Raw genomic sequence first — 26,149 nt, forward strand, 5'->3', positions numbered from 1 at the left:
AAGCTCAGGAGCCAGGAAACAGGAAAATATCTGCTTTGACTCTTGAGATTGCTTAAAATTCTAACTCAACTTACAGCGAGAACATCCTTTTGAGCCGAATGGTCGGATAATTTTAATATTTGCTTAACGCCCCACGATCGAGGTAAGGGGGAGTCACTACTTTCCTCAGTCTTCTGAATAGGGACTAACATCGAGTCCGTTGACCGGATGATCATTTCGCCCCGTCCTAGTGCCTCGCGCCATTGTCGTCCGATTTTCCAAGCATGGAACTTGATCGCATTCCATCGAGGGTTAACGGGGTATCCCGCATACCCAGACCGTAAAGCTGGAATGCACAGATCATCAAGAGGAGTATAGACAAATACTCCTTCAGCTAATTGCACTTTTTTGAGTTGATTTTGATTTTGCTTGAACATGGACGTCACCCCCTTTTATGTTTTACAGTCGTTTGCTTGTGCAAATAGTCTGATATTCCCCTTTACTGAAGTAAAGCGGTTTTGGGTTGATTAAAATCCCAGCAAAAGCACCCCTTTATTTTTGAGTGTTTCTACAAAATTTAATGATGCAAAAACATGACAAATAAAGGTAAGCAAAAGCTACCTAGAGGGTATGATCTCCCCAAGATTTACGGAGAATATTTGACTTAGAATTCGGGTATGTCTTACCCTACTTTTGGAGAGAGTCAAAAAAATTTGACGTTTTGAACGTTGCTACGTCTTCAATGGCCGTTGACGATGGGTTTAAGGTAATCGTCAGCGATATATTTTTGCTAACCCAAGTTAACAAGGGAGTCTGAAAGGTCATCCCCCATACAGGGTATATCTATCTTCATCGCGCCGATGATGGATTCAGCGCTAACCCTGATTTTGTATCCTTGTGCGATACTTTTGAGTTCGATTACTACCCTGATTTTTGGGTTTAATACAGCACTCTGGAAATTCAATTAGGGGTCGATGAGGGCTTTGCAACCTTTATCTCCCATTCAGAACCGTGCTTGCGACTTTCATCGCACACGGCTCCTAGTCTAGTTGCCTTCTGTCATCAGAACATCCGGTTTATGATTGAGTTGTAAGACCCATCAGTTGCCGTTTTAATATCGTGACAATGGCGATGCAATAGTTGTAGGTTCTTATATTCGTCTTTCCCGCCTAAAGTTGTGGGATGAATTGTGTCCCGATTTCTACAACATCCTCTGGGGTGAAATATTGGTTACAGAGATTGCATTTACCTTTTTGCTTTTTGAGCAATAATGCTACTCTTTTAGGGACATCATAGGATGTACCCATTCTTGTACTCCAGTACGTCCAGTTTCCGTCGTAGGGCGATGCTTCGGGTCTTACAGTTACATGACGGGTAATAGATGTTTCTGCATAGGTTAATAGTTTAAAACCATCTTGGGTTTCAAAATTCCACGCTCTATTACCGTTTTTCTTGAAATATTTACTCAATTTCTTGTAACTTGCCTTTCCGCATCTGTTAACTGTCCATGCTCTTAATCTTTGCCATGTTATGTAGTCTAAAAAGGAGAATACCTTTTTAGAGACAACCTTGGAATGGTAGTTACACCATCCTTTGATTATTGGATTCAGGCGTTTGATTAGTGCGTATTGGGGTGCAGTTTTGTGTTTTTTAATCACTTCCTTTACCTTGTCCGCGTGAGCTTTAACTGCCTTTTCACTAGGTTTTATTAGGAGTTTAAACCCTAATAGTTTGTTTCCTCCTCCTACTTTACTCGCGTGGTGTTTACCCATCGGGTATTGTCGGAAGTTCCAACCTAGAAAATCAAATCCTGGTTTAACCACTTCCCCATTTACTTCGATTTCTCTTAGTGTATGACAAATTCGGGTTTTTGAGGGTTTTAGCTCTAAACCTATAGGTTTTAACCATTCTTCTAGGGCAGTTTGGCACTGTTGAATGATTTTAAGTTGTGGACTGATTACAACAAAATCATCGGCATATCTTATGACTTGGGCTTGTACTGTATTCGTTTTCTTAGGAAAGAGGGTATTAATTAGCCTAATCATTCCATCCAGTGCAATGTTAGCAAGTAGAGGACTGATGACACCTCCTTGCGGTGTGCCTGTCACCGTTGTTTCAAATATGCCGTTATCCATCACTCCAGCTTTCAACCATTGCCTGATTTGGGCTTTTATTACTGATGGACAATCAATTTTTGACAGTAGGTATTCAGGGTTAATTTGGTCAAAACATTTTGAGATGTCAGCATCGAGAATATAGTATTCTTTTTTATTGATGCTTTGAAAGATTCTTGACATAGCATCATGGGCTGAACGTCCGGGTCTAAACCCGTAGCTTTCGCCCTCGAATCTGGCTTCCCATTGAGGTTCTAACGCCAATTTAACCAAGGCTTGCCTGACTCTATCGTTTATAGTTGGTATACCTAATGGGCGTTTTTCCCCGTTGGGTTTGGGTATCCATTTCCTTCGGAGTGGTTTGGCTTTTTGGTATTTACTCAGGTTTTGGGCTAGTTCTATCCGTTGTTTGGGTGTAATAGATTTGATTCCATCAACCCCGGCTGTTCTCTTGCCTTGATTATCCTGAGTTACCTTTCTAATTGCTAGAAGTCTGGCATAATATGACTTGACTAGAAGTTTCTGAAGCTTTCGAGCCTTTGCATTTTGTCCCGATAATGATGCCTGGTAAATTCGTTTTTGTATCTTAAATACTACCCGTTGGACTTTCGCCCAATTAATAGAATTCCATGTACCCGTAGTCTTGGTTATACTCGTTTTCACCGTTTTAAATACTAATCACAACCTTACCTAACAACTAAACCGGAGACTATCAGCGTATCCTAAACATTACATTTAGGTATTAGCTTCTGACTCCATCTCTCACCCTCATAACATAAGCTTTAGATTTGTAGCTACCTAACAGTATTCGACCTCTGTAGGAGTATATGAGGGATTTTAACGTTCCTTGAAAATGGGGTTATTGCCTTTAGAATCTCTCTTTCTGCCGGGGTACTTTTGGGAGTCTTAGTAAGTGTTCAGGTTAAAACCTTACCTTTTGTAGATGATGAATACAAGTCTCTACTTTTCCCCTTGTTCTTTTGAACGCAGCGTGTCAAATCATTTCGCTACTTAATAATAACGACAGTTCAAGACGAGTGTTCACTTTCGTTATTCATTGGCAATTGGCTAGAGAACTACTTAGACATTTGATTTATGTCCGATTTCCCGTTATTCCCAGCTTCAGTGTTTTGATAATCAGTCTAGCACTGTGGGAATTGCCGTATCTCTTTGGTTCTGGCTACCGTAGGTGATAGTTTGTACCATTGACTCCGAGATTGACCTTCCTTTAAGGCCACATTTTCAAAGTTAAGACAGGCTCGATTGGATTTATTGTGTACCAATTGTTTGTACCTATCTCCCTGTTTACGTTTTGGGTTTTAACCCTCGACTCTGACAGGAACGTCTCGCACAACCTACTTTATTATATCTTAAGCTGTTGCAAATTAATAGCACCAATGGGAACAAACTGTTAATCTCAGGATTAACAGTGACTTGCTTAAGGGAATATTCCGATTAGCGCTGGACTAGGCTGTAGCTTGGGTGAGTTCTTGCCACCGTTGATGCCACAGTTGCATGGCTGTTTCCCCTTCGGGTAAATCGGCAAATTCTTGGCTTTGTTGTTGAAGTTCAGGAGCTAATCGTTCTAAGGAGTCAAAGCTATTACAATAATGTAAAATTGTTTTCCAGCCTTCGTGCCATTGTTGACCAGCCTGTTCACGCTCACGAATGGGTTTGAGTCGTTCTTCTTCTTGGGCTTGTCGTTGAGCTTCGAGTTTAAAGTATTGAGATTTTTTCGCCCAAGCTGAACGCCATTCTTCTAAAACAACAGGGCTATACTGATTTTTATAGTGCTTGACTTCTAAACTGAGCATTTCTCCTAATTGCTCTAAGCTGGATCGCTCGCTACAATTTTGAATTGAATCTAACCCCGTTTCTTTCCACAGGGGTAAGCGACGATAACTGACGAAAACCGCTTTTTTCTGTTGAATTTTTACCCAAATTTGATGGGGCCAGAATTCTAGGCGCTCAATGTGTCGGGGCGCAATACTGAGTAAGGTGGCAACTTCTAACCAGACACGGGCTAGGGGCCATTGACTCGGCACAATAACTCCAGCCTTGATTAAATTTTGAGACATGGGCAAACACCTAGATTCTGGACGATCATTTTCCCAAATACTAGATATAGCGTTATTATTGGGATATCTCATCAATTATACCCTAAATCTAGTGTTTAGTCTAGGTGTTGAGTTAGAAAAACTGGTGTTAGAGGAGGACAAGAAGGCCAAAATTGTTGGCTGGGATACAGCACGGTGAGCAAAAGTCTTATTGAGAATAGATTCTATATAATAGCAGAAGTTGACACCGTTGACACAAAGTAATAATGGGACATTACAATTTCAGGTTTTAGAAGGAGAAATAATGAAAATCAATAAAATCCATCACATTGCAATTATTTGTTCTAATTATCAAAAATCAAAGAATTTTTATGTCAATCTTTTAGGGTTTGAAATTATTGAAGAAACCTTTAGAAAAGAACGAAATTCTTATAAATTAGATCTGCGAGTCGGAACTCAAGATCAGATTGAGTTATTTTCATTTCCTAATCCTCCCCAAAGACCGAATCAACCGGAAGCCTGTGGCTTAAGACATTTAGCCTTTGAAGTCGATAATATTGACCAAAGCGTTGCCGATTTATTAGGGAAGGGGATTTGTGTAGAACCGATTCGCCGAGATGAAATAACAGGAAAACGATATACATTTTTTAAAGATCCTGATAATTTGCCATTGGAAATTTATCAAAAAAATGTAGGTTAATCGGGAATGAGTAGGGGAGGGTGAGTTAAGACAAATCTTGAATATTATGACTGTGTTAACCCCCCTCAAATTAATCTCGAATCACGGAAGTATTGCCCGATGCTTGTTGCCAGAGGTGATAGAGTAATGATTCGGTGCGATCGCCTAAAACCGTGAGAAAAATTCCACTTTCACCCTCTGGATCAACAGTAATCCAAGTTCCAGTTAAACTGACTTCAATGGTTTCTGTATCCGCCACACATAAGGCAATTGCTTCTGAGCGTTGTTGACGAACAGCCGCCTCTAACATCGACAAGGTGGAGACATTGACAGGTAACAGAAACGAGGCAGAACTCGGTTCAACAACCATCGTTTGACCCATTCGCATGGCCAACTTCACCCGCAGTGCCACCAGTTGTTCTGGAGATTGACTAAGATGCTCAATATGAAACGCTGTTTCCGTATAAGTTAACTTCAGCATTGATTTTGAATCCCTTTTAAAAGCCAAGGGTTTGTTGACGGTGGACGGTTAGCTGTTCACCGATACCCTACAACCCTTGCCAGAAATATTCGGCGAAAGCAACAACTGGGTGGATGGGGGCTTTGGGTTTCGTGCGTAACGGCATTCGAGCTTCTTCAGGAGTGCGATTGCCTTTAGTGGTATTGCAACGTTCACAAGCCGTGACCACGTTATCCCAGGTATGAGTACCCCCACGAGAACGGGGAAAGACGTGATCGATGGTTAATCGTTTTGTACTCCCGCAATATTGGCAGCATTGGTGATCTCGTCGCAGAATTTCCCGACGGTTTACCGGGGGAACCTTCCAAATTCGTTCTTGACCAGCTATCGTTAAACGAATTTGCGCTGGAACGTGAAGTACCAAACTCGGAGAATGGACAAACCAACCGGAGTCATTGGAATTAAGATCCAGAGGTTCAGCTTTTCCGGTCACTAACAAACCAATTGCCCGTTTGATATTGACTCGGTTCATGGGCAAATAATTGGGGGAGAATACGACCACAGATTGCCTTAATACGTCAGTTGGGCTGGTCACGGCTTGACTCCATTTACACTTATTGATACAAACACAAACCCCCGCCTCTTTTTCTGATGAGGAAGCGGGGGTTCAACCGAGTTCGGTTTGGGTTTGGGTTTGGGTACAGTTCATCTCAATTTGTACCTCCCGCTTCGGTGATGAAAAAAGAATGGTGCAATCGTTAAGGGGTCAAAGTGGAATTGAGCGGATATGTTTGATGGATTGGGTTCTATTGGATCACTATAACCACTGCTAGACTGGCCCTCAACAATAGAGGTTCCGGTTTCATGATTCCAGGTAGCTCCATCAGATGAGCCTGAACCCTTGAAACGATTGGAATTTAGCCTGAATGTGGATAAGTTGATCACTTGAAAGCTGAACCTCGATATAGATAGTTTTAATCTTACGTTATTTATACTACACTAATATTACAGAGATGTCTACCTATTCATGGAGAAAAAATTATGTATACCCTTCCTCGGACTTCAACGACTGATATGGAAGTGACAAGCATTCGCCTAGAACGGGAACTCAAAGAAAGATTAAAAGGACTGGCTAAGAATAAAGGCTATCAAGCCCTGATTCGAGACATACTGTGGAATTATGTCCAACAAAAATCAGGAGATTATCGCCCGTCATTGACCAGAGAAGATATCCGTGCCCATATTTCCGCCATTGCAGAACAAGAAGAACGCTGTGTCTTAACAGGAAAAATTATTCGACCGAAAGAGGAAATGTTTTTAGGACTTACATTTCAAGGCGATATGGTTCCTCTGAGTGTGGAGAGTTTAGATGGTTAGTTNACAATGTTTATCATTGTGGATATCATGCTAAAGCCTCTTTTGCAGCAACCAGTTATTTTATTCAATATCCCCAGGGTAATATTTTAGTTGATTCTCCTCGATTTACCCCGGCTTTAGTCAAACGATTAGAAGAATTAGGGGGAATACGTTGGATGTATTTAACCCATCAAGATGATGTAGCTGATCATCAGAAATTTCATGATCATTTTGGATGCGATCGCATTTTACATCAAGATGAGATTCAGGAAGGAACAAAAGATGTAGAAGTCAAATTAATCGGAACAGATAACATTCAATTAAGCGATGATTTGCTGATCATTCCTGTTCCAGGTCATACCAAAGGACACACCGTTTTACTATATCAAAATAAATTTTTATTTACCGGAGATCATTTAGCTTGGTCAAACCCTCTGCAACAGTTATACGCCTTTCCAAACTATTGTTGGTATTCCTGGACAAGCTTAGTCAATTCGACGCAAAAATTACTAAATTATTCCTTTGAGTGGGTGCTTCCGGGTCATGGACGGCGCTATCATGCTGATGCATCTACGATGCAGCAACAACTCAAAATTTGTATAAGCTGGATGGAAACACAAAATGCTAGAAAATCGTGAAGGTCAACAAGTTCCAAACGTAACATTTAGAACTCGCAAAGATAATCAATGGGTTGATGTTAAAACAGATGATTTATTTTCAGGAAAAAATGTAATTGTATTTGCCCTACCTGGCGCATTTACCCCGACCTGTTCCAGTAGTCATGTCCCTGGTTATAACGATTTAGCAAAGGTATTTAAACAGAATGGAATAGATGAAATTGTTTGTATTTCTGTTAATGATGCTTTTGTCATGAATGAATGGGCAAAAGATCAACAAGCGGAAAATATCACTCTGATTCCTGATGGGAATGGAGAATTTACAGAACAGATGGGAATGTTAGTTGATAAAGCCGATTTAGGCTTTGGGAAACGGTCATGGCGTTATTCAATGTTAGTGAAAGATGGGGTGATCGAAAAAATGTTTATTGAACCGGATGTTCCTGGTGATCCTTTTGAAGTTTCTGATGCAGAAACGATGCTCAAATATATTAATCCTGATGCCGTTAAACCTTCTTTAGTCTCACTATTCACAAGAGTAGGGTGTCCCTATTGTACTCGTGCTAAAGCCTTCTTAAAAGAGCGAGGAATTGATTTTGAAGAGATTGTTTTAGGGCAAAATATAACAACAAAAACCTTGCAAGCCGTAACAGGAGCCACCAACGTTCCTCAAGTTTTTATTGATGGAAAATTAATCGGCGGTTCAGAAGATTTAGTGAAATATTTTGCAGTATCTTGATCAACCCTTAAGTTAAGGTTGTTAATGAGTAAATCTCCCCTCTTTTTTTACAAAGTTTAGGGGAGATTATCTGTAGTATTTCTCATAAAATTTTAGATTACTAGATGCTTAAATTCTAAACCTATGACATCAACAAAACCTAAAAATTCTCATCTTGAAAAAATAGCTGTTGTCCGAAAAATGCGACAATTAAGTAATATTTTAGATAATGCGATTCGGGTTCCGGGTACATCGATTGGGATTGGAATTGATCCGATTTTAGGATTAATTCCAGGAGGAGGAGATATATTAGGAGGAATTCTTTCTATTTATATTGTATTTCAAGCTTTTAAATTAGGTGTACCCCGTGAAACCTTAACCCGAATGGTCTCTAATATTGCTTTAGAAACCATTACGGGGACTGTTCCCGTATTTGGAGATATTTTTGATGTAGCTTGGAAAGCTAATGTTAAAAATGTGGAAATATTAGAAGCTCATCTTAATTCTCCAGTAGCAGGAAAAAAAGCAGATCAGTGGTTTATTATTTTACTATTAGGCGGATTATTATTATTAATTATATTAATTTCTGCCCTAGGTATTTTTGTTTTAACCTTAATTTGGCAGGCATTAATACCCTATTTTAATTCCTGAATAATTTTAAAATGGCGGTTTAAGTTGCACGAGGAAGTACCCAACAGGCGACTTTATGATTAGGTTCAATCTGTTCTAAGGGTGGATTTTCTTGAAAACAATGTTCAATGGCAAATTGACATCGAGGAGCAAAAGGACATCCTGGGGGATAATCAATTAAATTGGGGGGAGTTCCTTCAATAGTTGATAATGATTCTTGACGAATTTGATCGAGTCGCGGTAAACTTTTTAATAACCCAATAGTATAGGGATGACGTGGGGTTTTATAGAGTTGATGCACCGTTGCTTGTTCAACAATTTGCCCCGCATACATAACTAAAATTCGATCAGCTAATCCCGCTAATAAAGCTAAATCATGGGTAATCCAAATCACAGACATTCCCTGTTGATTTCGCAGTTGTTTAACTAATTCTACAACCTGGGCTTGCACCGTTACATCTAATGCCGTTGTCGGTTCATCTGCAATTAATAATTGAGGTTGACACCCTAATGCCATTGCAATCATAACCCGTTGACGCATTCCCCCGGAAAATTCATGGGGATAGTTTTTTAACCGTCGTTCTGGACTAGGAATTCCGACCTGCTGCAACAGTTGAATGGCACGATTTTGAGCTTGTTCTGAAGTGAATTTGAGATGAAGTTGTAGAGCTTCTGTAAGTTGTTTTCCAATGGTTAAAACCGGGTTTAAAGAAGTCATGGGGTCTTGAAAAATCATCGCAATATCACGACCCCGAATTTTTTGTAACTGTTGAGCATTCAGTTGCAGTAAATTTTTCCCCTGAAACCAGATTTCACCTTGGGTAATTTTTCCAGGGGGTGATGGAATTAACCTTAAAATTGATAACACACTCATACTTTTCCCTGACCCCGACTCCCCAACAATTCCCAGGGTTTCACCGGGATAAACCTGATAGGAAATTCCATTGACTGCTTGAACAATTCCATCCAGGGTAACAAACTGAATGGCTAAATTTTTAACCTCTAATAATGGAATCATAATGTTTAACATTAAATCAGAATTGCCGAAGAGTAGAGACAGAATTAACAATATCTCTACTCAGTTTCTAAAAATGACTTCAGTTTTGGCGTTTTTTAGAGCAAATTTTACACAGGTAAATTTATTTAACGACTCGTAACCGTTGTGTGACTAATGTTACTCCTCCTTGACGCATCAAAATGGCAGAAACCCAATTATCTCCTGATGTATTCGGTGCTTGACCGACTTTGAAAATCCCTCCAGAAGGCAAAAATTCTAGCTGTAAAAGTTCCTCTTGAGTATAAGCTTTTGCTGTTACGGGCTCTGTGATAGCAGTTCCAATCAGAATTTCCTCATTTAAGGGTTCTTGAACAATGGCATCCACCGTATATTCCTGACCGATTTTGACTTCCTTCGGTACATTAAAAACTACCGTTGGAGGTTGGTTTCCTAATGTTAATTTATTTTTCTCCGCTAGAATTTCCTGTTGTACAATTTTCCCGCCTTCAATCTGTTGTTGTGAAGTAATTGTTGAGGTTAAGGCAAATTCTCGATTATTAATTGTTCTGGTTCCCGTAATTTCTGTTACCGTTGTGGTGGTTAAAGCTTCCCCATTTTGTTGCCAAGATTGCAATTGGGTGCGATAATTCAGACGAGAATATTTATTCCAAAAATCTTTGAGAACTTGTTTGAGCGTTTGATGATTTAATCCATCGGAATTGGTAAAATTAGAACTATAAAAACCCATCACGGCTTCTACATCCTGACGATTAGACGCATCATCAATTTGAGTTAAAAGATTGGTCACGTTAGCGGGTGCTGTTTCTGGGGTTTCGGCATTAACGGGCTGAGAAATTGCTGTACCCGTTCCCCAAATTACCAATCCTAGAAGCACAGAAAATAACGGTGTTGTCAATATAGGCCGTGTCTGTACACAAGACCCATTCTGAAAAAATTGCCGTTGAACGATTGCGAAAAGTGTCATAAGAATATAAAGATGGGAGAGGGGAAACAAGCGTGTCTTCAGACCTGAAAGTAAATACGATTTTGTACAAATTTTATGGTAACTTAAAAATTCATAACACTAATATTGAACACAGAGTAGGGGAGAAAACTTGAGTCAAACACCCATTCGCTTACTGATTGCTGCTAGTGGTACAGGGGGACATTTATTTCCGGCGATCGCCACTGCCGAAAACCTGTCAGATTTTGAGATAGAATGGCTGGGTGTGCCTGATCGCTTAGAACGGGAATTAGTTCCCCCCGAATATCCCCTGCATACGATTTCCGTTGAAGGCTTCCAACAACGCTTCGGTTTCGGAACCTTAAGAATTTTAGCAAAATTCGCCCTTTCCCTCGTACAAGTCACCTCTCTCCTCAAAACAGGACAGTTCCGAGGGGTATTTACCACAGGGGGATATATTGCAGCACCTGCTATTATCGCGGCTCGTTTCCTGGGTCTACCTGTGATTTTACATGAGTCTAACGCCTTACCGGGTAAGGTGACTCGGAATTTCGGCCCTTGGTGTAATACCGTTGCTTTGGGGTTTGCGGCGGCTGTTCCTTACCTAGCCAATGCCAAGACCGTTGTGGTTGGAACCCCCGTGCGTTCGGCTTTTATGCAAGCGTCTGAACCCTTGTCTTTTTTCCTACCGGATGATGTTCCGGTTATTGTGGTGGTGGGAGGAAGTCAAGGTGCGGTGAGTGTGAATAACTGGGTGCGACAGGCGGCTCCTAGTTGGTTTGAAGCCGGGGCTTGGGTGGTACATTTAACCGGAGACAATGACCCGGATGTTGAAGCGTTAAACCATCCTCAATATATTAAAATGCCCTTCTACAATAATATGGCAGCCCTCTTAAAACGGGCAAATTTAGCAGTGAGTCGGGCAGGTTCAGGAACCTTAACCGAATTAGCCATTACCCACACTCCTTCGATTTTAATTCCCTATCCCTTTGCGGCTGAAGATCATCAAACTTATAACGCCAATGTTTTTGCTGAAGCGGGTGCATCCTTCGTCTTTCAACAAAAGGATTTAACCGCCGACTTGCTGGCAAGTAAAGTTTTGTATCTGCTGCAATCACCCCAACAGTTAAAACAAATGGCTAAAGCCACAGCGACCGTCGCCGTTACCAATAGCGCCCAACAATTAGGGGATTTAATCCGAAATTTAATAATTTAAGTGGGTCTGTATCAACACATACCGTTTTTCTCAGTGATTTCCGTCACACAGGGATCACTGCAATATCACATCCAACCGGGATTCTACTCATACCGCTATGCCCGATAATAAGAGATAGTACAGAACATAGAGTTTTCTGAGGGTGTGGGTATGAAATTCGCAGCAGTAACCACCACAGTAGTGATGATGATCTTGGGTTTAACTGTTCCCGCTCAAGCTGAGAACCCCGCCCATCTCAAGCAGCTATTGGAAACGAAAAACTGCCCTGGATGTGATCTCAGTGGCGCTCAATTAGTCGGTGTGAATCTTCAGGGTGCTAACCTCCGAGATGCCAACTTAAATGGAGCTAACTTACAAGGTGCTAATCTCAACGAAGTCAATTTTAATCGAGCAGGATTAACTGAAGCGAATTTAGAAAGTGCCAGTCTGATTGCTGCTAAATTACATGGTGCTAATTTAGAACGTGCTAATTTGAGCCATTCTAACTTGAGTTTAGCAGGTTTAGTGATTGCCAGTTTAAACCATGCTAATTTAAGTCATGCTAATTTAATTGGGGCAAATTTAGAGAGTGCAGATTTAACAGGTGCTAACCTAAGAAATGCTCAACAATCCGTTGCAACTTTAGGTGAAGTGAAGTTACAAGAAGGCAGTTTATATGGATTTGATATCAGTGGTGTGAATTTACGCGATGCTAATTTAACAGGGGCTAATCTCACAGGGGCTAATTTAACGGCTTCAGATTTAGCCGGAGCTACCTTAGAAAATACCACCATGATTAATGCAAATCTCATGAATATTCGTCGGTAATTATGACATCGATTTTTCTTCACCGTCCTTAACTTGAGTTGGGGATGGTGTTTTTCATTTCGGGATGGCTCTAATGTAATGCAATATTTTACATCTAAAAACCAAGATTTAAGCACAATGTGGAACAGGCATCTTGCCTGTTATCACCTTATCACGAACTATAAAATAAATTAATTTAAAATATTGTCATATTGGTTATGATTTCCAACCCAAAACCAATAATAATCATCGCCTTTTTTGATAGCTAAGGCTCTATCCCTCTTCTGTCACTCTCCGAAATCAACAAGTAATAAAAAGTAGAGTTATCCATTGGGAAAATAAGATTGAAATTGATTAATATTCTCAATTAATTTATGAAAACCCACTAATAAATGGCGGTCGGGAAAAATATCTAGCCACGGGACAATCAACCACAATATAATAGTAGGCTGAATTATTAAACGCAGATTATTTAAAACATTTTTCCATCCCTCTTTGTGATTCCATTGTTGATGAGTTGAGCAATCGGTGGTGTTTTTTTTGCTCTCAGATTCTCGGGGACTGCCTTGACTTAAAGACCGGAAAACTTCGGAGTTGAAACTAATCATTAAATACACACAGAAAATGATTTCCCACCATTTTTCTATATCGGGAAAATCCGTCAACCGATAATCAGTCCAACCCAGTTCTTGTTTACATTGTCGAAATCCATATTCCACCCATGTTCTTAACCCGTATAAATTACCTAATGTCTTTTTCATCTGGCTTCTCTTCTCTGTTAAATTTGTCATGACAAACGAAGTTGATGTTTCTGGCATCGTTTCTGGATCTGTGGTAATTTCCCAATAGGTTCTTGTACTTCTTTTCCCAAATATGATTTCTCTAATATATCTGGTTTCTGATTCTTGATTGCTAAAAATCCTCTCAAATTTACACCATTTGTTGGCTCTAACTTTCTGCTCGCTTGACATCCAGACTCCATGATTACTTCTTATTGCTAGTACCCAAGGAATTTGAAATTGATCTAATGTACTGATAAACGAACTACTTTCACCATAAAGGCTATCTGCTAATACCAATTCAATCTGAAATCCCCAATCAACCAATTCTGTTAGAATTTCTGATGCGATTTCAATCTTAGTTTTGTAGACATCTCCTTCTTTTAATGTTCCTTTGGGTTTAAATACTCTAAACACTAAAGGAAAGGTTATATTTTTATAAACACCGTAAGCATTAACTGATACTATTCCCCGATCTGTTTTGCCCACACTTCCCAAGTATTGTCTAGCTATATAGTCGGTTTTTTTTCCCTTTCTCCTATCTCCTGTCTCATCAATTATTACTATAATCTTCTCTCCTTTCAATGCTTTTAGAGTTCGGGCTAATCTTCTTTCCTTTAATTCCCTTGCTGACCAAGGCGAATTGGCTAAGAAATGATGCAGTGATTGTGGCGACCTAATTCCTACTATTTTAGCAATTTCCGGTAAAGATTTTCTCGGAATTGGTGAGATAATTCCTAGATGTAAGTATTTAAAACATTCGTAACTTCTCACTTCTGGGAATAGGTCTTTATAACCTTGACAATATTCATCAATCACTGAAACTGTTGGTTGTGCATCTCGGGCTAAATGTTTGATCATCTGTAATTCTACATCCATTACCCTATCCCCCTTCTAGCTACCCATCTGGTTTATTTTCTAATTTTACTCCTCGGAGACTGACAGAAGAGGGATATAACTCTATATCTAATGGTAAGCTTTTTTTGCCATCGTATAGATGGCTTGTTACTGCGACGATTCCATTATCTGTTTTTCCAATTTCTCCGATGTATTGCCGTCCCACTCCCTCAGTAAAGTTCCCACTTTTTCGATGTCCTGAATCATCAATAATTAGGGTAAATCCCCGACTAACCTGGGTTTGCTTACACTGATTCATCACCTCCAGCCGACGCTGATTCAGTTCCATTGCTGACCAAGGTGCTTCGGTTAAAAAGTGGTGTAATCGGTGGTAAGTTACTCCTAATACTCTCTTTAGAGCCTTATTTCTGTTTAAGTCCCGTTAATTGTTTAATCTCTCGGTGAAATTCCTCAATTTTCCATCGTAGTTTACATTCAGATATGACTTCATCTGAGGAAAATCTCTTGTCGAGTACCGTATTATCAAAAACCAGACAAGCTTCGGGATGGCTCTGAAGTTCTGAATGCACTTTTTCCCAAATCACTTCGGGTGTGATGTGTAACTGGTTATTCACAAAAGTAGTCTATATGGTATCATGGATTAGACTATCATAGATGAGTTACATCTCCAATATTTGGGAAAAAATATTCCAAATCAACAGAATTATTAAGTTTGTCAGAAAAAACCAAAAGATGTAACGATTCGTAAATACCGAGAGTACATGAACTGAGGTAATGAATGATATGGGCGATCGCAGCATAGGGGTCTTTGTGAATGATATACTTTTCTAGAAGGTTATTACGGCTAGGAATTGTTCTTAGTATATTTCTCATATTGTTATCGAATTGTCAGGGGATTCATCAAAAACAGGATAACGTCATTCATTTAAGCCTTTGGCAATCCGTCAATCCTCCTCCAAACCGGGATGTGTTTGAAAGATTAGTGAATAAATTTAATCAAACCCATCCTGATATTCAGATAGAATCTATCTTTATTGGTCAGCCTCAATTGCCAAAAATATTAACAGCCGTTGTCGGGAATTCCCCACCGGATTTGTTAGTATATGACCCCCAAACCACCGGTCAATTTGCGGAATTAGGGGCAATTCAACCCTTAGATGAATGGGTGGAAAATTTACCCTTTAAATCTGATATTGTTCCCGGTTTATTTGAGCAATTGAGCTTAGAGGGTCATATTTGGTCAAGTCCCTTATACACGGCTAATCTTGGTATTTTTTACCGACCGAAGTTGTTTCAATTGGCAGGAATTACAGAACTTCCTAAAACTTGGGAAGAATTCAGACAAGTGGCGAAAAAGCTGACGATTGACCGCAATGGAGATAGAAGACCTGAACAATATGGACTGTTATTGCCATTAGGAAAAGGAGAATGGACGGTCTTTAGTTGGTTCCCATTTTTATTAAGTGCTGGAGGCGAAATCTTAACGAATAATCAACCCAATTTTATCAATCCAGGGGCTATTCATGCCTTACAGTTCTGGCAGGATTTGATCAAAGAAGGTTCAGCGACTCTTTCTCAGCCAGAACGGGGTTATGAAGAGGCGGATTTTATATCAGGTCGAGTAGCCATGCAAATTACTGGGCCTTGGACTTATATCACCAAGTCTAACGTTGATTATCAGGTGTTTCCCATACCGACTGATATTAAACCCTCTACGGTTACAGCAACGGGCAATATTTTTGTGATGAAAACCACCTCAGAACGAGAAAAAGCCGCTTTAAAATTCTTAGAATTTGTTTTAAGTGAGGAATTTCAAACCGAATGGGCAATGGGAACGGATTTTTTACCAGTCAATCTCAAATCTGTGCAAAGTCAAGACTACCAAGAATACCTCAAATCAAGATCTTGGTTAAAAGTATTTGTAGAGCAAATGTCCGTAGCGGGTTCTCGTCCCATTATAGCCGGATATACTCGAATTTCTGATACTTTAGGTAGCGCAATTGAGGCAACTTTATTAGGTCAATCTTCGGCTGAATCTGCATTAAAAGAAGCACAGAAACGATTAGAAGTGATTTTTGGGGGAAAGTGACCGGAAATCAACAAACCACTAGCCACTCAATTCATTGATAAGGATCAGTCCAACTCAGAATCGATTCCCCTTGCCTACCGCTTTTGATGGGGTGTGATAAGATGGAATTCATAACGATAACTCAGTGAGTGCGACCGACTAGGGTAACTCTTTTGACTGTCCCTTTTAGGTCTATCCTAAAGAATCTCCGTCCCTTGAGCGCGGAGAATGTCAAACAACTTCAAGCTGGTGGAGAACTGTAAGACTTGTTAGCAATTTTGCTAAACAGCGAGTTTCCGTCAATCAAGACTCTCTGGCGACACCGTGTTTGTGAGCGCAGGAGTCTCAAAGATAGCATAAGCCTGACATAGAGACGCACATCATGGTTTTTAACCCTGACTTTCTCAAATCTGATGTTCAAGAGACCGCCGAAAACCCGTTGTTGACCTACCTGCAAAGTCAGCATCCTGATGTTTTGGCAACGGTTGCTCAGTCTGCCAGTTCAGAAATTAAAGAAATTATTAGTAAAAACGTTCAAGGATTAGTCGGGGTATTACCCTCCGATCACTTCGACGTGCAGATTACAACCAACCGGGAAAACTTGGCAGGTCTGTTAGCATCAGCAATGATGACGGGTTACTTTTTACGTCAGATGGAACAACGGATGCACTTAGAAGAAAACCTCTCTCGAACGAATTCGATTGACTCCAAGTAATCCGGTTCACACCCTAATTATTAAATTCCCCGGCTAAAGCAAATTCGGGGAACACCCCGGTTTTAAGGATTAGGGTTTTTTGTTGACCCTGGCGATTAATTTCAATCGGAAGTTCCTCTCCGACGGCTTTGGTTTCAATTTGCTCTTGAACTTGAGACGGAGTGTTGACCGCAACGCCATCCACTTTCACCAAAATATCTCCCTTGAGAATTCCGCCTTGAGCCGCCGGAGACTCTTCTACCACCCGTACCACAATCACCCCGGTATCTTGGGTGAGACTCACTTCCAGTTGTTGATCCATTTCCGCTTTGACCGTCGGACTCAGTTCCACCATTTGCACCCCTATATAAGGATGATCGGCTTTACCCTTGGTAAACAGTTGACTGGCAATCCGAATCGCTGTTTCAATGGGAATGGCAAATCCTAACCCTTGAGCATTCGCTCGAATTGCTGTATTAATCCCAATTACATGACCTTGATCGTTTAACAAGGGCCCCCCAGAATTTCCAGGGTTAATGGCGGCATCGGTTTGAATGAAGCGAACTCGTTTATCAGGAATGCCAACCTGGGTAGCCGAACGACCTGTGGCGCTAATAATGCCAATGGTAACGGTATTATCTAATCCTAAAGGATTGCCAATGGCGATGGCCCACTGTCCCGGAACTAAATTCTCCGAGAACCCAATGGGGGCTGTGGGTAACTCCTTACTCTCAATTTTGACCGCCGCTACATCCGTTATGGGATCAACCCCTTTAACTTTCCCTTCAAAAACGCGACCATCATTTAACGTGACTTGAACGCTATCGGCCCCATCCACAACATGAGCATTGGTAATAATTCGGCCATCGGAATGCAGTATAAATCCTGAACCGGTACCTCGACGAACTCGTTCTTCTGGGGTGGGGATTTGAGCGCCAAAGAAGCGTTTAAACAGAGGATTTTTAAACGCATCCGGGACATCTTGTTCTGTTTTGCGAGTGGCATCAATGCGAACCACCGTCGGGCCTACAATTTCTGCGGCTTCGGCAATAAAATTCGGACTACTACGGTCAATGACCTGTTGTTCTAAAACCGTTGGAGGAGCAACAGTTGGTAAGGGTTTGACGACGGCGACGGTCGCCGATAATTGGGTGGGGTTGTTAGTTTGGACATAGCGACTGCCTAACCATCCTGCCCCTCCTCCGAGGGAGAGTAAAGCCAGATATACCGTAAACTGTTTGAAAGATAAATCCATCTGTGTTGCCGTCTGGAAATACAATTCTGTTGGGGGTCTAGCGGAACAGGTTCTGTGTCCTCTAATCTTAAGAGTAAGAGTATTGAATAACGACTCTTTAACTTTAATTAGCACATCTTGAACCTTCAGTTTGTGATCTGTGCGCCACGATGTTGATACAGCGACTCGCCCAAACCAGAGTGCTGATCACTCACTGGGGGAGCCAAAGGTGATCCGCTCATTTTAAGTTAAGTTTAATGAATCCATGATCATGAGGTTTGAACGCTTAGGAATAGTATTGTTGGGATTGATCGCAAATCTGATGGGGATATTCGCGAGTCCTGTACCCTCGGTGAAGTCACAAGAAGCTCAACAAGAAGCTCAAGCAGTTTGTCCATCCCCGGTCTTATCTCGTTTAAAACGTCATCGTCTGGCTGCTGGGGAAACGGTGGACAGTATCGCCCGCCAATATAATTTAATTCCCGCAACGTTACTGGGGATGAATCCGATTTTACAACGGGGGTCAGCGCCTCTGGGAGCAGAAATTCTGATTCCACCTTACAATGGCATTCAAGTGGAAATTCCCCCAGGTCGGTCTTGGCAAGAAGTCGTTCAAGCTTATAATGCTCGTCCTGATGTGGTTTTTGAAGTCAATGGTTGTCAAACTCAACCCATAGCGTTGTTTCTTCCCGGTGTGAATTGGTCGCCCAAAGGCCCCCCTGTTCCTGCTTTCTCCGTCCTATCGGGCTATCCTCTCCCCCAACCGACCAGCATACAAATGGGTTATGGTTGGCAATTAAACCCGGTTTTGGGTCGCGTGGTGTTCCACAGTGGTTTAGATTTAACCGCAACGGTGGGAACTCCGGTGTTATCTGTTGGAGCAGGAAAAATTGCTTTTGCAGGCGAACGGGAAGGTTATGGAAAATTAGTAGTTGTTAATCATGGGTCGGGAAAACAAACCCGTTATGCTCATCTGGATACAATTAATGTAAAAGTCGGTCAACCCGTTAATTTAGGGGATGTATTAGGGACAGTGGGAACCACCGGACAACCGGATAGTGACCCATCCCATTTGCATTTTGAAATTCGTTATAACTCCGATTTAGGATGGATTTCAGAAGATCCCAATCCTTATTTTAGGGGGAGATGATCATGATCCTGAATTATCTGAATCCCTTGGGTAAAGTTCGACTGACTTTGGCCGGACAGCAAATTCTATCGCCATCTCGATATCCCACAAAACGAACATAAACGCTTTCTCCCGGCTGAATATCGGTAACATCCGGTTGATGAAATTGGGGATTATATTCTACTTGTTGCCAAGGAGTACCAATCCGTTTATAACCCCAATTTTCTAATAAACCATCAATAGAACTTACGAAAGAAATTATATTTCTATTCAGTAAATTAGGGCTTGATTGTATCATTTTTTCACAGTATAGTTTCCTATTTATAATTACGATAACAAGTTAAAAGGATGAGAATGGTTATAAGATTTTGTGAGCTTTCCTCCTAGTTTCTTCCATCTGGGATTACTTAATATTGTAGTTGCCGTATCATCAATTAAAGGAGAAATAAATAGGATTACCCGAAAATTTTATAAAATCTTTAAAAATTACTGAGAAAATCGAAGAATAGCTTTATAATAGTTCACATTTGTTTACATCAATCTTCAAGTCCCTAGAACCCTAACCTACTAACTTTAAATCCTACAACCAATCTGATAGCAACAGCCCAAACACAGTGCTTGACTGATAATCAGACAACAAACCCAGGAGGATGAAGTCTTTTCCTCCCGGTTTCCCGTTAAGCTGTTCCCTACTATAACAGTCAATTTTTAGATGTTTTTCAGCCAAAAGTTTAAAGCCACCCCCCCCCTATTCTTGAATTGAGGGGGTGGCTTTAAGTTCAGGGAAGGATTAAATAAAGACATATTGATTACTATCAAAGGTCGATGCAATATCTCCTTGAACAAGGGCTAATAATTGTTTTGAACCATCTATATTCTGTTTGAAAATAGCAACCCCTTCCGGTACATTTCGAGGAGAACTATCAATCGTATATAATTCAGGAACACCTGCTAAGAGTAATTTATCTTCATCTCCATTAAAATCAGTAATTAAAGTATATCCTAAACTATCACTAGAAATACCTAAAAGCGTATCATTACCGCGATCGCCTAATAGTAAATCGTTTCCTGTCCCCCCAATCAAACTATCATTTCCTTGACCTCCATAAATACTATCGTCTCCACCATCTGCAAACAGAGTATCTTCATCATTATTCCCAAACACAAGATCTGGGTCTGGCCCCCCATAAACCGTATCAACTCCGACATCACCAAATAGGGTATCAATTCCTGAATTTCCGATGACTAAATCATTCCCTCGACCTGAAAATAGAATATCATCTCCATTTTGTCCTTCAATAAAATCATCTCCTAGGAAACTGGAAATCATATCATTTCCATCTCGACCTGCAATCACATCACGATTAATTGTTCCAACTAAAGTATCATCTTTGCTCGTACCAATGAGTGATGTAGCAGGGCTTAAGGGGGAAATTTGATCTCCATTTCGACGCAAAAAGAACGAATCTGCACCAGCACCTCCAATGAGAGTATCTACTTCACTATCAAATACAGTTACGATGGGGTTAGAGGTTATTGTTTCTCTAGCAACTGGGTTAGACACGGGCTCAAAACTTAGCATTGTACTTCAGGGTAAACAACAAAAGGGTTACAGAGGAAGAAAACATTATTAATATCGATTTACCAGATTTCAGGAAGTACAAACACATCCCTGAAATCTCATCTTGTTTTCTGGCCTCTGCCTCTGGAATAGTAGACTCTTGTTAGCTTACAGAATCAGGATGATTTTTAACAATCTTTTAGAGATAATTCGTAAAATATAGGTAAAATTTTGGTAAGATTTTAATAGATATGTTAAATTATGATAAATTCAAACTATAGCACTACTTGAACAGGGAACAGGGAACAGGGAACAGGGAACAGGGAACAGTAAGAAGTGAAAGGGTTTCAGGATGATTTTTATTAGATTTTTTTTTGACGTGTTAAAAAAGATTACTATAGATTTGAATTAAATTTTCTACAGTTGTTGTTTCAAAGACCCATTCTAATCCTTGGGAATTAATAGCTTTAATTAAAATAATAGATTGTTGAGAATTTTTACCCAGAGGAACTTGGCAAGACCAAGACCATTGAGACTCAGTTTCTGAGGGGTGAATAGAGAGTAAACAATTTTGGATTAACGTTCCATTGACGAAAACTAAAATTTCTTCTAATTGGCTATGGGGATTAATTTCTGATACCCATCCTTTTAATAAAAGGTTTCCCTCTGAGGTTAATTCACACTGTTCTATTTTTCCTTGGGGGTTGTGACTAAATTTTAGGGAAGATAAGGGTTTTTGAGGATGGCGGGTGACTAGATATAAATCTTGATACCGACAAATTCCTTGGGGAATTCGAGAATAAATTGCTTCTCCTTTACTAATGGTATTTAAGCAATTAGCCACGAAGGTTTCACCGACATAGGCTGTGCCATATTGATTAACATCTAAGCTGCGACTTTCACTATTGGGAATAAATAAAATATCGGTTGGTGAAATGGCTAAATGAGAAGGTAATAAAAGTCGATCATGAACGCTAAACATTAATATTCCTTGGGGAGAAAGCAAAGAATAAAGTTTTTGTAACCACGAGAAAAACGTAGCTTCAGGCAGATGACTAAAGAAAGAACAAGCTAAAATACAATCAAAGGATTGTTGAATTGGATAATCCTGGGGATAGGTGGTTGAAACAATTCCTTGAACCCCAAATTGTTCTTTTTGAAATTCAACCGCTTGAGCATAAATATCCGAAATCCAGATCTTTTGAGGAGGGAGATCCTGAACTAAAAATCGAGTGAAACGTCCATAACCACTGGCAAAATCTAAAAAGGATGAAATTCGATTCAAATCTTCAAAATTCCAGTTTAAAACCTGATGAACTGTATCTAAAATTCGACGGCCATTAAAATAATAACGAATACAGGCGCGCTCCGGTATACCGTGATTCGCTAAGGCAAATAAATACATCTCATCCTGAGCACAAATATCGGCATTAAAGGTAGCGGGACATAAGGTTTGATCTTGAATAAACCGTTGCAAAGCTAAGGATTGACGGGATAAATCAACAAGCTGCATTGACTGTTATAAAAAATAAAAGTATTTCTCTCAATGTCATCTTACAGAAGACTGTTACCCAAAACAATCAGGCAGACCTGAAAAAAATTTTGACGGTTTGGCTGTAAGATAGTAAAGCTATAGTTATTACAACTTCATGAAAAGCTATGCGAGTTTATGTGCTGCTGTTCAATGCGGGAACAGAAAATGAGGGGATTCATACGATTCAGATGGGCGATCGCAATAAAGTGTTAATGTTTGAAGATGAGGATGATGCCACCCGCTATGGCTTGCTGCTGGAGGCTCAGGATTTCCCGACTCCACTGGTTGAAGCTCTTGATGCAGAGGAAATTAAGGAGTTTTGCCAAAGCGTTGACTATGACTGGGAACTGATTGCATCTGGAGAGTTAGCAATTCCCCCGGAACAGAATGTGGATAAAACCGACTGGCAAATTGAAGCCGAGCCCTTAGAAGAGGAACAGGAGGAGCCCGAATTTGCCTCTCCTGAACTGGATGATATTCGGAAACGACTTGAAGGATTATTGTAAATGGGGTTATTGGGACTTAAACAAAAATTAAGCCCAAATCAAGCCTAAACTTGTTTTGTAGGCTGCAAATATATCCCTATTATGCTGGAGCCACTCCACAAATCGAAAAGATATTGCTGTGCGAAAGGCTCCAATGGCATCAGCAAATGTGTTTAAGTTCCACTAAGCTGCTAGAATAACCTGCTTTTTCTCAAATGATCGACTTTATCACCCTCTCAACCTGTCGAGGCGCTTCAATTTCTGTAAATAGTTGAATTGCATTATCAAAATTAGGTTTGCTGTTTTCCCTATCCCCCATCTGTTGATAGGTTAAAGCTTGTTGATAATAAGCTTCAGCTAAATCACATTTTGCCCCAATATTTTCTAAAATTTCTATCGATTCTTGATGATGGGTAAGTGCGGTTGCAAATTCGCCTTGTATTCGGTAAAGTTCTCCTAGACCTGTTAAAGACTTTGCTTTTAACTGAGAATAATTACTTTCTTCTGAATATAGGATTGCTTTATCTCGCTCTCGTGTAATTACTTCGCCTGCATTATCAAAATCTTGGATTGCAACATAGTGATAATAAGCTTCTAAAGCTGTTAATCCATCTTGTAGGGTTTCAATACTCTTAACACTCTCTGTCCAAAACTCCGCAGCTTTAATATTAGCGGTTTCCCAATCTCCACTTTTTCTTAAACGTGCGATCGCTTCTTCTCTAATCATCGGATGTAAAAAGAACTCATCCTTTTTAAATTCCACTAAAGAACGATTTTTTAATGACTCAATTACCCTACGCTGTTCACCTTCTGAAACATCCCATAATAAACACAATAACCCATTATAAGGAACAGTTGGAACATCTTGATAACGATAACATCCCAACCGATTTAATAATTTAAACGCATTAATATCAAGTTCTTGCAAACGCTTAAACTGAGAATTCACTAAATTTTTTAAATCGGGTTTAGCTAAAAGTTCAGCTTTATTAAAATTCCAATAAGCTTGAATATCTCCTTGATCATCTTCTTGAACTGCACCACACAGAATTCGCATTGCCTTGGCATTTCCACCATAGGCTTTGTGCATTTCTGTTAAAATAGACTCATGATTATTAATCTGATAATATTCAAAATATTGTTTCCAGGCAGAATAGTCTAAGTCAGGTAAACGATAGGTTTCAACCGTAATATCCCCTTCACACAACCGTTCACGACTGGTGATTAAAGTTACTGACTGCACCATCGAATCTGTTAACACCCTCAATAGTTCAATATAACTTCGATGGGGTTCAATAAATCTAAACTCAGAATCTAGTGCAGGTTCTAAGTTATCAATTAATATCCCAATTTTTTGATTTTGTAACAGTCGTTTTAGCCGTCCCAAGGACACCATAAAATCCCGTCCAGGTTCCTCTTCAAAATCCTTTTTCAGCCATTCCTCAACAATACTTTCAACAGGCGAGATAGTTTCCCTTTCCTTCGCCATCGTCAAATATAAGATTTTATCAAAATTTTGATTCTTCAGAAATTCTGTAGCCAGAGTTGTTTTACCAATTCCTGCTGCGGCTTGAATTAAAATAATTTTTGCACCTTGATTGATTTTAGTTTGAAGGTGAGCGATCGCATTTTCACGACCGATAAAATTAATATTTTCATTAACAATATTTTCAGGAATGGCGATCGCAACTCTGTTATAGTAGCATTCTACAACTGTTTGCACATTATTCTTTTGAACTCTTTCTCCACATAGGTCTGACAACCGCTGCCACAGTTTAGATGCAGCCATCTTAACACTGTGACCTGAAAAGTTATACCAGCCTCCAATTTCGTTATATCTTTTACCATTTATACCCTTCCAGGCTTCTTCCAAGATTATAGTTTCAAGGGGACTCAAGGTCTTGAGTTTCTCAGCCCTCAGTTGTGAACTGATAAAGCCTAACGCTGAAGTGATGTCCATAGATATATCCAGATAGTAAGCAGCAACCTCTAATAACAATTAGAACTAACTTTATTTTACTTTATTTTACTTTGTGTTGGCTTTTTCTATTGAAGTGTTTACTTTATTTTACTTTGTGTTGACTTTTTTCTATTGAAGTGTTTACTTTATCTTACTTATTTCTATTGCGATATTGCATAAATAGTCGCATAATTAACGATTAAAGGATAAAACACACGATAAAAAGTGTGCATGATTTTCAAGCTCTCTGACGATGGCTGCGTAGCCGATCAACCGAAAAAAAGCCAGTTGATTTGCCGATCAACTGGAAATAGAAGGTTAAATTTTATCATTGTTGGCTTATCGTCCGTTAGTGTATCCGGTTCTTAGCTGCTCGTGTCCGCCAAGCCCAAGCAGCTAGATCCACACATAAAATTACTAAAGTTGTGTCACTTAGTAACCCTGCAATGCCTCCATCGGAAATTCGCATTAGAAGCAGAGGTGGGATCAGGCTAAAACGCAAGTATTTAGGATTCATACAATAAATTATCCTTGTCTACATTACGTTAACCTTCTTGTAGTCATGCGATAGCCGTAGCGTCCTCCCTTCAGGTTGGGGCGCTACTTGGCATCTGCAAAAACTACCTGATGGAAATACTAACAAAGAGTTTGCTTAATCTGCAATACTTTTTGGAATTTTTTTTCAGTCATTGCAAAATAACCCCCTTTTGTCACTTTAAGGGAAAACTTTGATTTTCCGTAGGCTGAAACGGCTTAAATTCGTTCAAATACCCCGAACTGACAATCATAGGGATAACTAAACCCGCCCGTAATTGTTTTTATTATTAATTAACAGCAAACTCCGTGTAAGGACGAATATTAGGGGGATGAAACCCTAAAACAATTTTAGTTTTGGGAATTCCTGCCTTAACTAACTCATTGGCAATTCCATCCTCTAATCCATCTCGATGTATCCAAATTTTATCGCCAATCACCTCTATATGAACCAAACATCCATGAATCTGTACATCATCTTCCCATCCCAAAGTAATCAATAAAAAGTTGTTTCTATCTTCACTCACAATCAAACGACATTGTAAATCCCCATACGCATAGGGGATTTCTGTATATTCTTTAAGTTTTGCTTGAATAATTTCTCGATATTGAACTAAACTATCCATTGAACAATTTCCTCCTTTTGACTTTCAAAAATTAATAAATTAACTCGATATTTATTAATCACTAACCTTACTCCTCAATACTAAAAACTTTAGTCAGTTTTAACCAACTAAAGT

General features: G+C 39.8%; 24 protein-coding genes and 3 pseudogenes. 11 read left to right on the top strand and 16 right to left on the bottom strand.

Annotated elements, in window-relative coordinates:
- Nucleotides 1–65 precede the first annotated feature (65 nt).
- From PL9214_RS06930 to PL9214_RS06940, 3 genes and pseudogenes are all read right to left on the bottom strand, one after another.
- Nucleotides 66–416 (bottom strand): hypothetical protein, encoded by a 351-nt coding sequence (locus PL9214_RS06930; protein ID WP_072718067.1) that lies wholly within the window; start codon nucleotides 414–416, stop codon nucleotides 66–68.
- A 603-nt stretch (nucleotides 417–1,019) separates the two neighbouring features.
- Nucleotides 1,020–2,756 (bottom strand): annotated as a pseudogene (gene ltrA / locus PL9214_RS06935) (group II intron reverse transcriptase/maturase).
- 803 nt (nucleotides 2,757–3,559) lie between these two features.
- Nucleotides 3,560–4,171, bottom strand: coding sequence for a hypothetical protein (locus PL9214_RS06940; RefSeq protein ID WP_072718068.1), 612 nt, complete (start codon nucleotides 4,169–4,171; stop codon nucleotides 3,560–3,562).
- 283 nt (nucleotides 4,172–4,454) lie between these two features.
- On the opposite strand from PL9214_RS06940, the gene gloA2 reads away from it, so the two are divergent.
- Complete coding sequence (gloA2, locus tag PL9214_RS06950) at nucleotides 4,455–4,850, top strand: SMU1112c/YaeR family gloxylase I-like metalloprotein (RefSeq protein WP_072718697.1); 396 nt, start codon at nucleotides 4,455–4,457, stop codon at nucleotides 4,848–4,850.
- A 70-nt stretch (nucleotides 4,851–4,920) separates the two neighbouring features.
- Here gloA2 and PL9214_RS06955 read toward each other — a convergent pair whose 3' ends face one another.
- Together PL9214_RS06955 and PL9214_RS06960 are read right to left on the bottom strand one after the other, a co-directional pair.
- Entirely contained in the window at nucleotides 4,921–5,310 is a 390-nt protein-coding gene (locus tag PL9214_RS06955) for an alr0857 family protein (protein WP_072718070.1), read from the bottom strand.
- Between the two features lie 67 nt (nucleotides 5,311–5,377).
- Nucleotides 5,378–5,884 carry an HNH endonuclease gene (locus PL9214_RS06960; protein WP_072718071.1) on the bottom strand — a complete coding sequence of 169 codons (507 nt, stop codon included), beginning with the start codon at nucleotides 5,882–5,884 and terminating at the stop codon, nucleotides 5,378–5,380.
- Nucleotides 5,885–6,330: 446 nt separating this feature from the next.
- Between PL9214_RS06960 and PL9214_RS06965 the strand changes: the two genes are divergently transcribed.
- From PL9214_RS06965 to PL9214_RS06980, 4 genes are all read left to right on the top strand, one after another.
- A complete protein-coding gene (locus PL9214_RS06965; RefSeq protein WP_072718072.1) occupies nucleotides 6,331–6,666 on the top strand; it encodes a ribbon-helix-helix domain-containing protein in 336 nt (111 codons plus the stop codon).
- A complete protein-coding gene (locus PL9214_RS06970; protein ID WP_439331531.1) occupies nucleotides 6,618–7,283 on the top strand; it encodes an MBL fold metallo-hydrolase in 666 nt (221 codons plus the stop codon). The genes PL9214_RS06965 and PL9214_RS06970 overlap by 49 nt, the downstream gene beginning before the upstream one ends.
- On the top strand, nucleotides 7,267–8,001 hold the full coding sequence (locus PL9214_RS06975) for a glutathione peroxidase (protein WP_072718073.1): 735 nt from the start codon (nucleotides 7,267–7,269) through the stop codon (nucleotides 7,999–8,001). The genes PL9214_RS06970 and PL9214_RS06975 overlap by 17 nt, the downstream gene beginning before the upstream one ends.
- A gap of 123 nt (nucleotides 8,002–8,124) precedes the next feature.
- Nucleotides 8,125–8,631 carry a DUF4112 domain-containing protein gene (locus PL9214_RS06980; RefSeq protein ID WP_072718074.1) on the top strand — a complete coding sequence of 169 codons (507 nt, stop codon included), beginning with the start codon at nucleotides 8,125–8,127 and terminating at the stop codon, nucleotides 8,629–8,631.
- Between the two features lie 19 nt (nucleotides 8,632–8,650).
- On the opposite strand, the gene PL9214_RS06985 is transcribed toward PL9214_RS06980, so the two are convergent.
- Entirely contained in the window at nucleotides 8,651–9,628 is a 978-nt protein-coding gene (locus tag PL9214_RS06985) for an ABC transporter ATP-binding protein (protein WP_072718698.1), read from the bottom strand.
- A 121-nt stretch (nucleotides 9,629–9,749) separates the two neighbouring features.
- Nucleotides 9,750–10,592 (bottom strand): DUF8623 domain-containing protein, encoded by an 843-nt coding sequence (locus tag PL9214_RS06990; RefSeq protein ID WP_245824186.1) that lies wholly within the window; start codon nucleotides 10,590–10,592, stop codon nucleotides 9,750–9,752.
- A gap of 130 nt (nucleotides 10,593–10,722) precedes the next feature.
- Between PL9214_RS06990 and murG the strand changes: the two genes are divergently transcribed.
- Together murG and PL9214_RS07000 are read left to right on the top strand one after the other, a co-directional pair.
- Complete coding sequence (gene murG, locus PL9214_RS06995) at nucleotides 10,723–11,787, top strand: undecaprenyldiphospho-muramoylpentapeptide beta-N-acetylglucosaminyltransferase (RefSeq protein WP_072718075.1); 1,065 nt, start codon at nucleotides 10,723–10,725, stop codon at nucleotides 11,785–11,787.
- Between the two features lie 150 nt (nucleotides 11,788–11,937).
- On the top strand, nucleotides 11,938–12,594 hold the full coding sequence (locus tag PL9214_RS07000; protein ID WP_072718076.1) for a pentapeptide repeat-containing protein: 657 nt from the start codon (nucleotides 11,938–11,940) through the stop codon (nucleotides 12,592–12,594).
- A 302-nt stretch (nucleotides 12,595–12,896) separates the two neighbouring features.
- Here the strand turns inward: PL9214_RS07000 and PL9214_RS07005 are convergent, their stop codons facing one another.
- The 3 genes and pseudogenes from PL9214_RS07005 to PL9214_RS33220 form a co-directional block, all read right to left on the bottom strand.
- The gene (locus PL9214_RS07005) at nucleotides 12,897–14,231 is read right to left on the bottom strand and encodes an IS701 family transposase (protein ID WP_072718077.1); all 1,335 of its coding nucleotides are present in this window, start codon (nucleotides 14,229–14,231) and stop codon (nucleotides 12,897–12,899) included.
- A gap of 55 nt (nucleotides 14,232–14,286) precedes the next feature.
- A pseudogene (locus PL9214_RS07010) lies at nucleotides 14,287–14,592 on the bottom strand (transposase); the annotation flags it as partial.
- A 109-nt stretch (nucleotides 14,593–14,701) separates the two neighbouring features.
- Nucleotides 14,702–14,818: pseudogene (locus tag PL9214_RS33220) on the bottom strand (IS701 family transposase); the annotation flags it as partial.
- 206 nt (nucleotides 14,819–15,024) lie between these two features.
- Here PL9214_RS33220 and PL9214_RS07020 point away from each other — a divergent pair.
- On the top strand, nucleotides 15,025–16,299 hold the full coding sequence (locus PL9214_RS07020; RefSeq protein ID WP_072718079.1) for an ABC transporter substrate-binding protein: 1,275 nt from the start codon (nucleotides 15,025–15,027) through the stop codon (nucleotides 16,297–16,299).
- 361 nt (nucleotides 16,300–16,660) lie between these two features.
- Nucleotides 16,661–16,993 (top strand): DUF760 domain-containing protein, encoded by a 333-nt coding sequence (locus PL9214_RS07025; protein ID WP_072718080.1) that lies wholly within the window; start codon nucleotides 16,661–16,663, stop codon nucleotides 16,991–16,993.
- Between the two features lie 13 nt (nucleotides 16,994–17,006).
- On the opposite strand, the gene PL9214_RS07030 is transcribed toward PL9214_RS07025, so the two are convergent.
- Nucleotides 17,007–18,227 carry an HhoA/HhoB/HtrA family serine endopeptidase gene (locus tag PL9214_RS07030; RefSeq protein ID WP_072718081.1) on the bottom strand — a complete coding sequence of 407 codons (1,221 nt, stop codon included), beginning with the start codon at nucleotides 18,225–18,227 and terminating at the stop codon, nucleotides 17,007–17,009.
- A 250-nt stretch (nucleotides 18,228–18,477) separates the two neighbouring features.
- On the opposite strand from PL9214_RS07030, the gene PL9214_RS07035 reads away from it, so the two are divergent.
- Nucleotides 18,478–19,356, top strand: a complete 879-nt coding sequence (locus PL9214_RS07035; RefSeq protein WP_072718082.1) for a LysM peptidoglycan-binding domain-containing M23 family metallopeptidase — start codon at nucleotides 18,478–18,480, stop codon at nucleotides 19,354–19,356.
- A 13-nt stretch (nucleotides 19,357–19,369) separates the two neighbouring features.
- Here PL9214_RS07035 and PL9214_RS07040 read toward each other — a convergent pair whose 3' ends face one another.
- The 3 genes from PL9214_RS07040 to PL9214_RS07050 all read right to left on the bottom strand — a co-directional run bounded on the left by PL9214_RS07040 (nucleotide 19,370) and on the right by PL9214_RS07050 (nucleotide 22,409).
- Entirely contained in the window at nucleotides 19,370–19,633 is a 264-nt protein-coding gene (locus tag PL9214_RS07040) for a hypothetical protein (protein WP_072718083.1), read from the bottom strand.
- 492 nt (nucleotides 19,634–20,125) lie between these two features.
- Entirely contained in the window at nucleotides 20,126–20,917 is a 792-nt protein-coding gene (locus PL9214_RS07045) for a calcium-binding protein (RefSeq protein WP_139294984.1), read from the bottom strand.
- A 361-nt stretch (nucleotides 20,918–21,278) separates the two neighbouring features.
- Nucleotides 21,279–22,409, bottom strand: a complete 1,131-nt coding sequence (locus PL9214_RS07050) for a class I SAM-dependent methyltransferase (protein WP_072718084.1) — start codon at nucleotides 22,407–22,409, stop codon at nucleotides 21,279–21,281.
- Between the two features lie 146 nt (nucleotides 22,410–22,555).
- Here PL9214_RS07050 and PL9214_RS07055 point away from each other — a divergent pair, with 146 nt between their 5' ends.
- Nucleotides 22,556–22,936, top strand: a complete 381-nt coding sequence (locus tag PL9214_RS07055; RefSeq protein ID WP_072718085.1) for a DUF3110 domain-containing protein — start codon at nucleotides 22,556–22,558, stop codon at nucleotides 22,934–22,936.
- 190 nt (nucleotides 22,937–23,126) lie between these two features.
- On the opposite strand, the gene PL9214_RS07065 is transcribed toward PL9214_RS07055, so the two are convergent.
- Both PL9214_RS07065 and PL9214_RS07070 read right to left on the bottom strand, forming a co-directional pair.
- Entirely contained in the window at nucleotides 23,127–24,875 is a 1,749-nt protein-coding gene (locus PL9214_RS07065) for a helix-turn-helix domain-containing protein (protein WP_072718086.1), read from the bottom strand.
- Between the two features lie 824 nt (nucleotides 24,876–25,699).
- Nucleotides 25,700–26,035 carry a XisI protein gene (locus tag PL9214_RS07070; protein WP_072718087.1) on the bottom strand — a complete coding sequence of 112 codons (336 nt, stop codon included), beginning with the start codon at nucleotides 26,033–26,035 and terminating at the stop codon, nucleotides 25,700–25,702.
- Nucleotides 26,036–26,149 lie beyond the last annotated feature (114 nt).

It is taken from the genome of Planktothrix tepida PCC 9214, from assembly GCF_900009145.1.
GTDB lineage: Bacteria > Cyanobacteriota > Cyanobacteriia > Cyanobacteriales > Microcoleaceae > Planktothrix > Planktothrix tepida.

What these genes read in the sequence shown, in the direction of transcription:
- PL9214_RS07070 (WP_072718087.1), bottom strand. Translation starts at nt 26,035, where the DNA reads ATGGATAGTTTAGTTCAATATCGAGAAATTATTCAAGCAAAACTTAAA.
- PL9214_RS07045 (WP_139294984.1), bottom strand. Translation starts at nt 20,917, where the DNA reads ATGCTAAGTTTTGAGCCCGTGTCTAACCCAGTTGCTAGAGAAACAATA.
- PL9214_RS07040 (WP_072718083.1), bottom strand. Translation starts at nt 19,633, where the DNA reads ATGATACAATCAAGCCCTAATTTACTGAATAGAAATATAATTTCTTTC.
- PL9214_RS06980 (WP_072718074.1), top strand. Translation starts at nt 8,125, where the DNA reads ATGACATCAACAAAACCTAAAAATTCTCATCTTGAAAAAATAGCTGTT.
- PL9214_RS06930 (WP_072718067.1), bottom strand. Translation starts at nt 416, where the DNA reads ATGTTCAAGCAAAATCAAAATCAACTCAAAAAAGTGCAATTAGCTGAA.
- PL9214_RS07030 (WP_072718081.1), bottom strand. Translation starts at nt 18,227, where the DNA reads ATGGATTTATCTTTCAAACAGTTTACGGTATATCTGGCTTTACTCTCC.
- PL9214_RS07035 (WP_072718082.1), top strand. Translation starts at nt 18,478, where the DNA reads ATGAGGTTTGAACGCTTAGGAATAGTATTGTTGGGATTGATCGCAAAT.
- PL9214_RS06965 (WP_072718072.1), top strand. Translation starts at nt 6,331, where the DNA reads ATGTATACCCTTCCTCGGACTTCAACGACTGATATGGAAGTGACAAGC.
- PL9214_RS07025 (WP_072718080.1), top strand. Translation starts at nt 16,661, where the DNA reads ATGGTTTTTAACCCTGACTTTCTCAAATCTGATGTTCAAGAGACCGCC.
- PL9214_RS06990 (WP_245824186.1), bottom strand. Translation starts at nt 10,592, where the DNA reads ATGACACTTTTCGCAATCGTTCAACGGCAATTTTTTCAGAATGGGTCT.
- PL9214_RS06955 (WP_072718070.1), bottom strand. Translation starts at nt 5,310, where the DNA reads ATGCTGAAGTTAACTTATACGGAAACAGCGTTTCATATTGAGCATCTT.
- gloA2 (WP_072718697.1), top strand. Translation starts at nt 4,455, where the DNA reads ATGAAAATCAATAAAATCCATCACATTGCAATTATTTGTTCTAATTAT.
- PL9214_RS07050 (WP_072718084.1), bottom strand. Translation starts at nt 22,409, where the DNA reads ATGCAGCTTGTTGATTTATCCCGTCAATCCTTAGCTTTGCAACGGTTT.
- PL9214_RS06940 (WP_072718068.1), bottom strand. Translation starts at nt 4,171, where the DNA reads ATGTCTCAAAATTTAATCAAGGCTGGAGTTATTGTGCCGAGTCAATGG.
- PL9214_RS07000 (WP_072718076.1), top strand. Translation starts at nt 11,938, where the DNA reads ATGAAATTCGCAGCAGTAACCACCACAGTAGTGATGATGATCTTGGGT.
- PL9214_RS06975 (WP_072718073.1), top strand. Translation starts at nt 7,267, where the DNA reads ATGCTAGAAAATCGTGAAGGTCAACAAGTTCCAAACGTAACATTTAGA.
- PL9214_RS07055 (WP_072718085.1), top strand. Translation starts at nt 22,556, where the DNA reads ATGCGAGTTTATGTGCTGCTGTTCAATGCGGGAACAGAAAATGAGGGG.
- PL9214_RS06985 (WP_072718698.1), bottom strand. Translation starts at nt 9,628, where the DNA reads ATGATTCCATTATTAGAGGTTAAAAATTTAGCCATTCAGTTTGTTACC.
- PL9214_RS07005 (WP_072718077.1), bottom strand. Translation starts at nt 14,231, where the DNA reads ATGGATGTAGAATTACAGATGATCAAACATTTAGCCCGAGATGCACAA.
- PL9214_RS07065 (WP_072718086.1), bottom strand. Translation starts at nt 24,875, where the DNA reads ATGGACATCACTTCAGCGTTAGGCTTTATCAGTTCACAACTGAGGGCT.
- PL9214_RS07020 (WP_072718079.1), top strand. Translation starts at nt 15,025, where the DNA reads ATGATATACTTTTCTAGAAGGTTATTACGGCTAGGAATTGTTCTTAGT.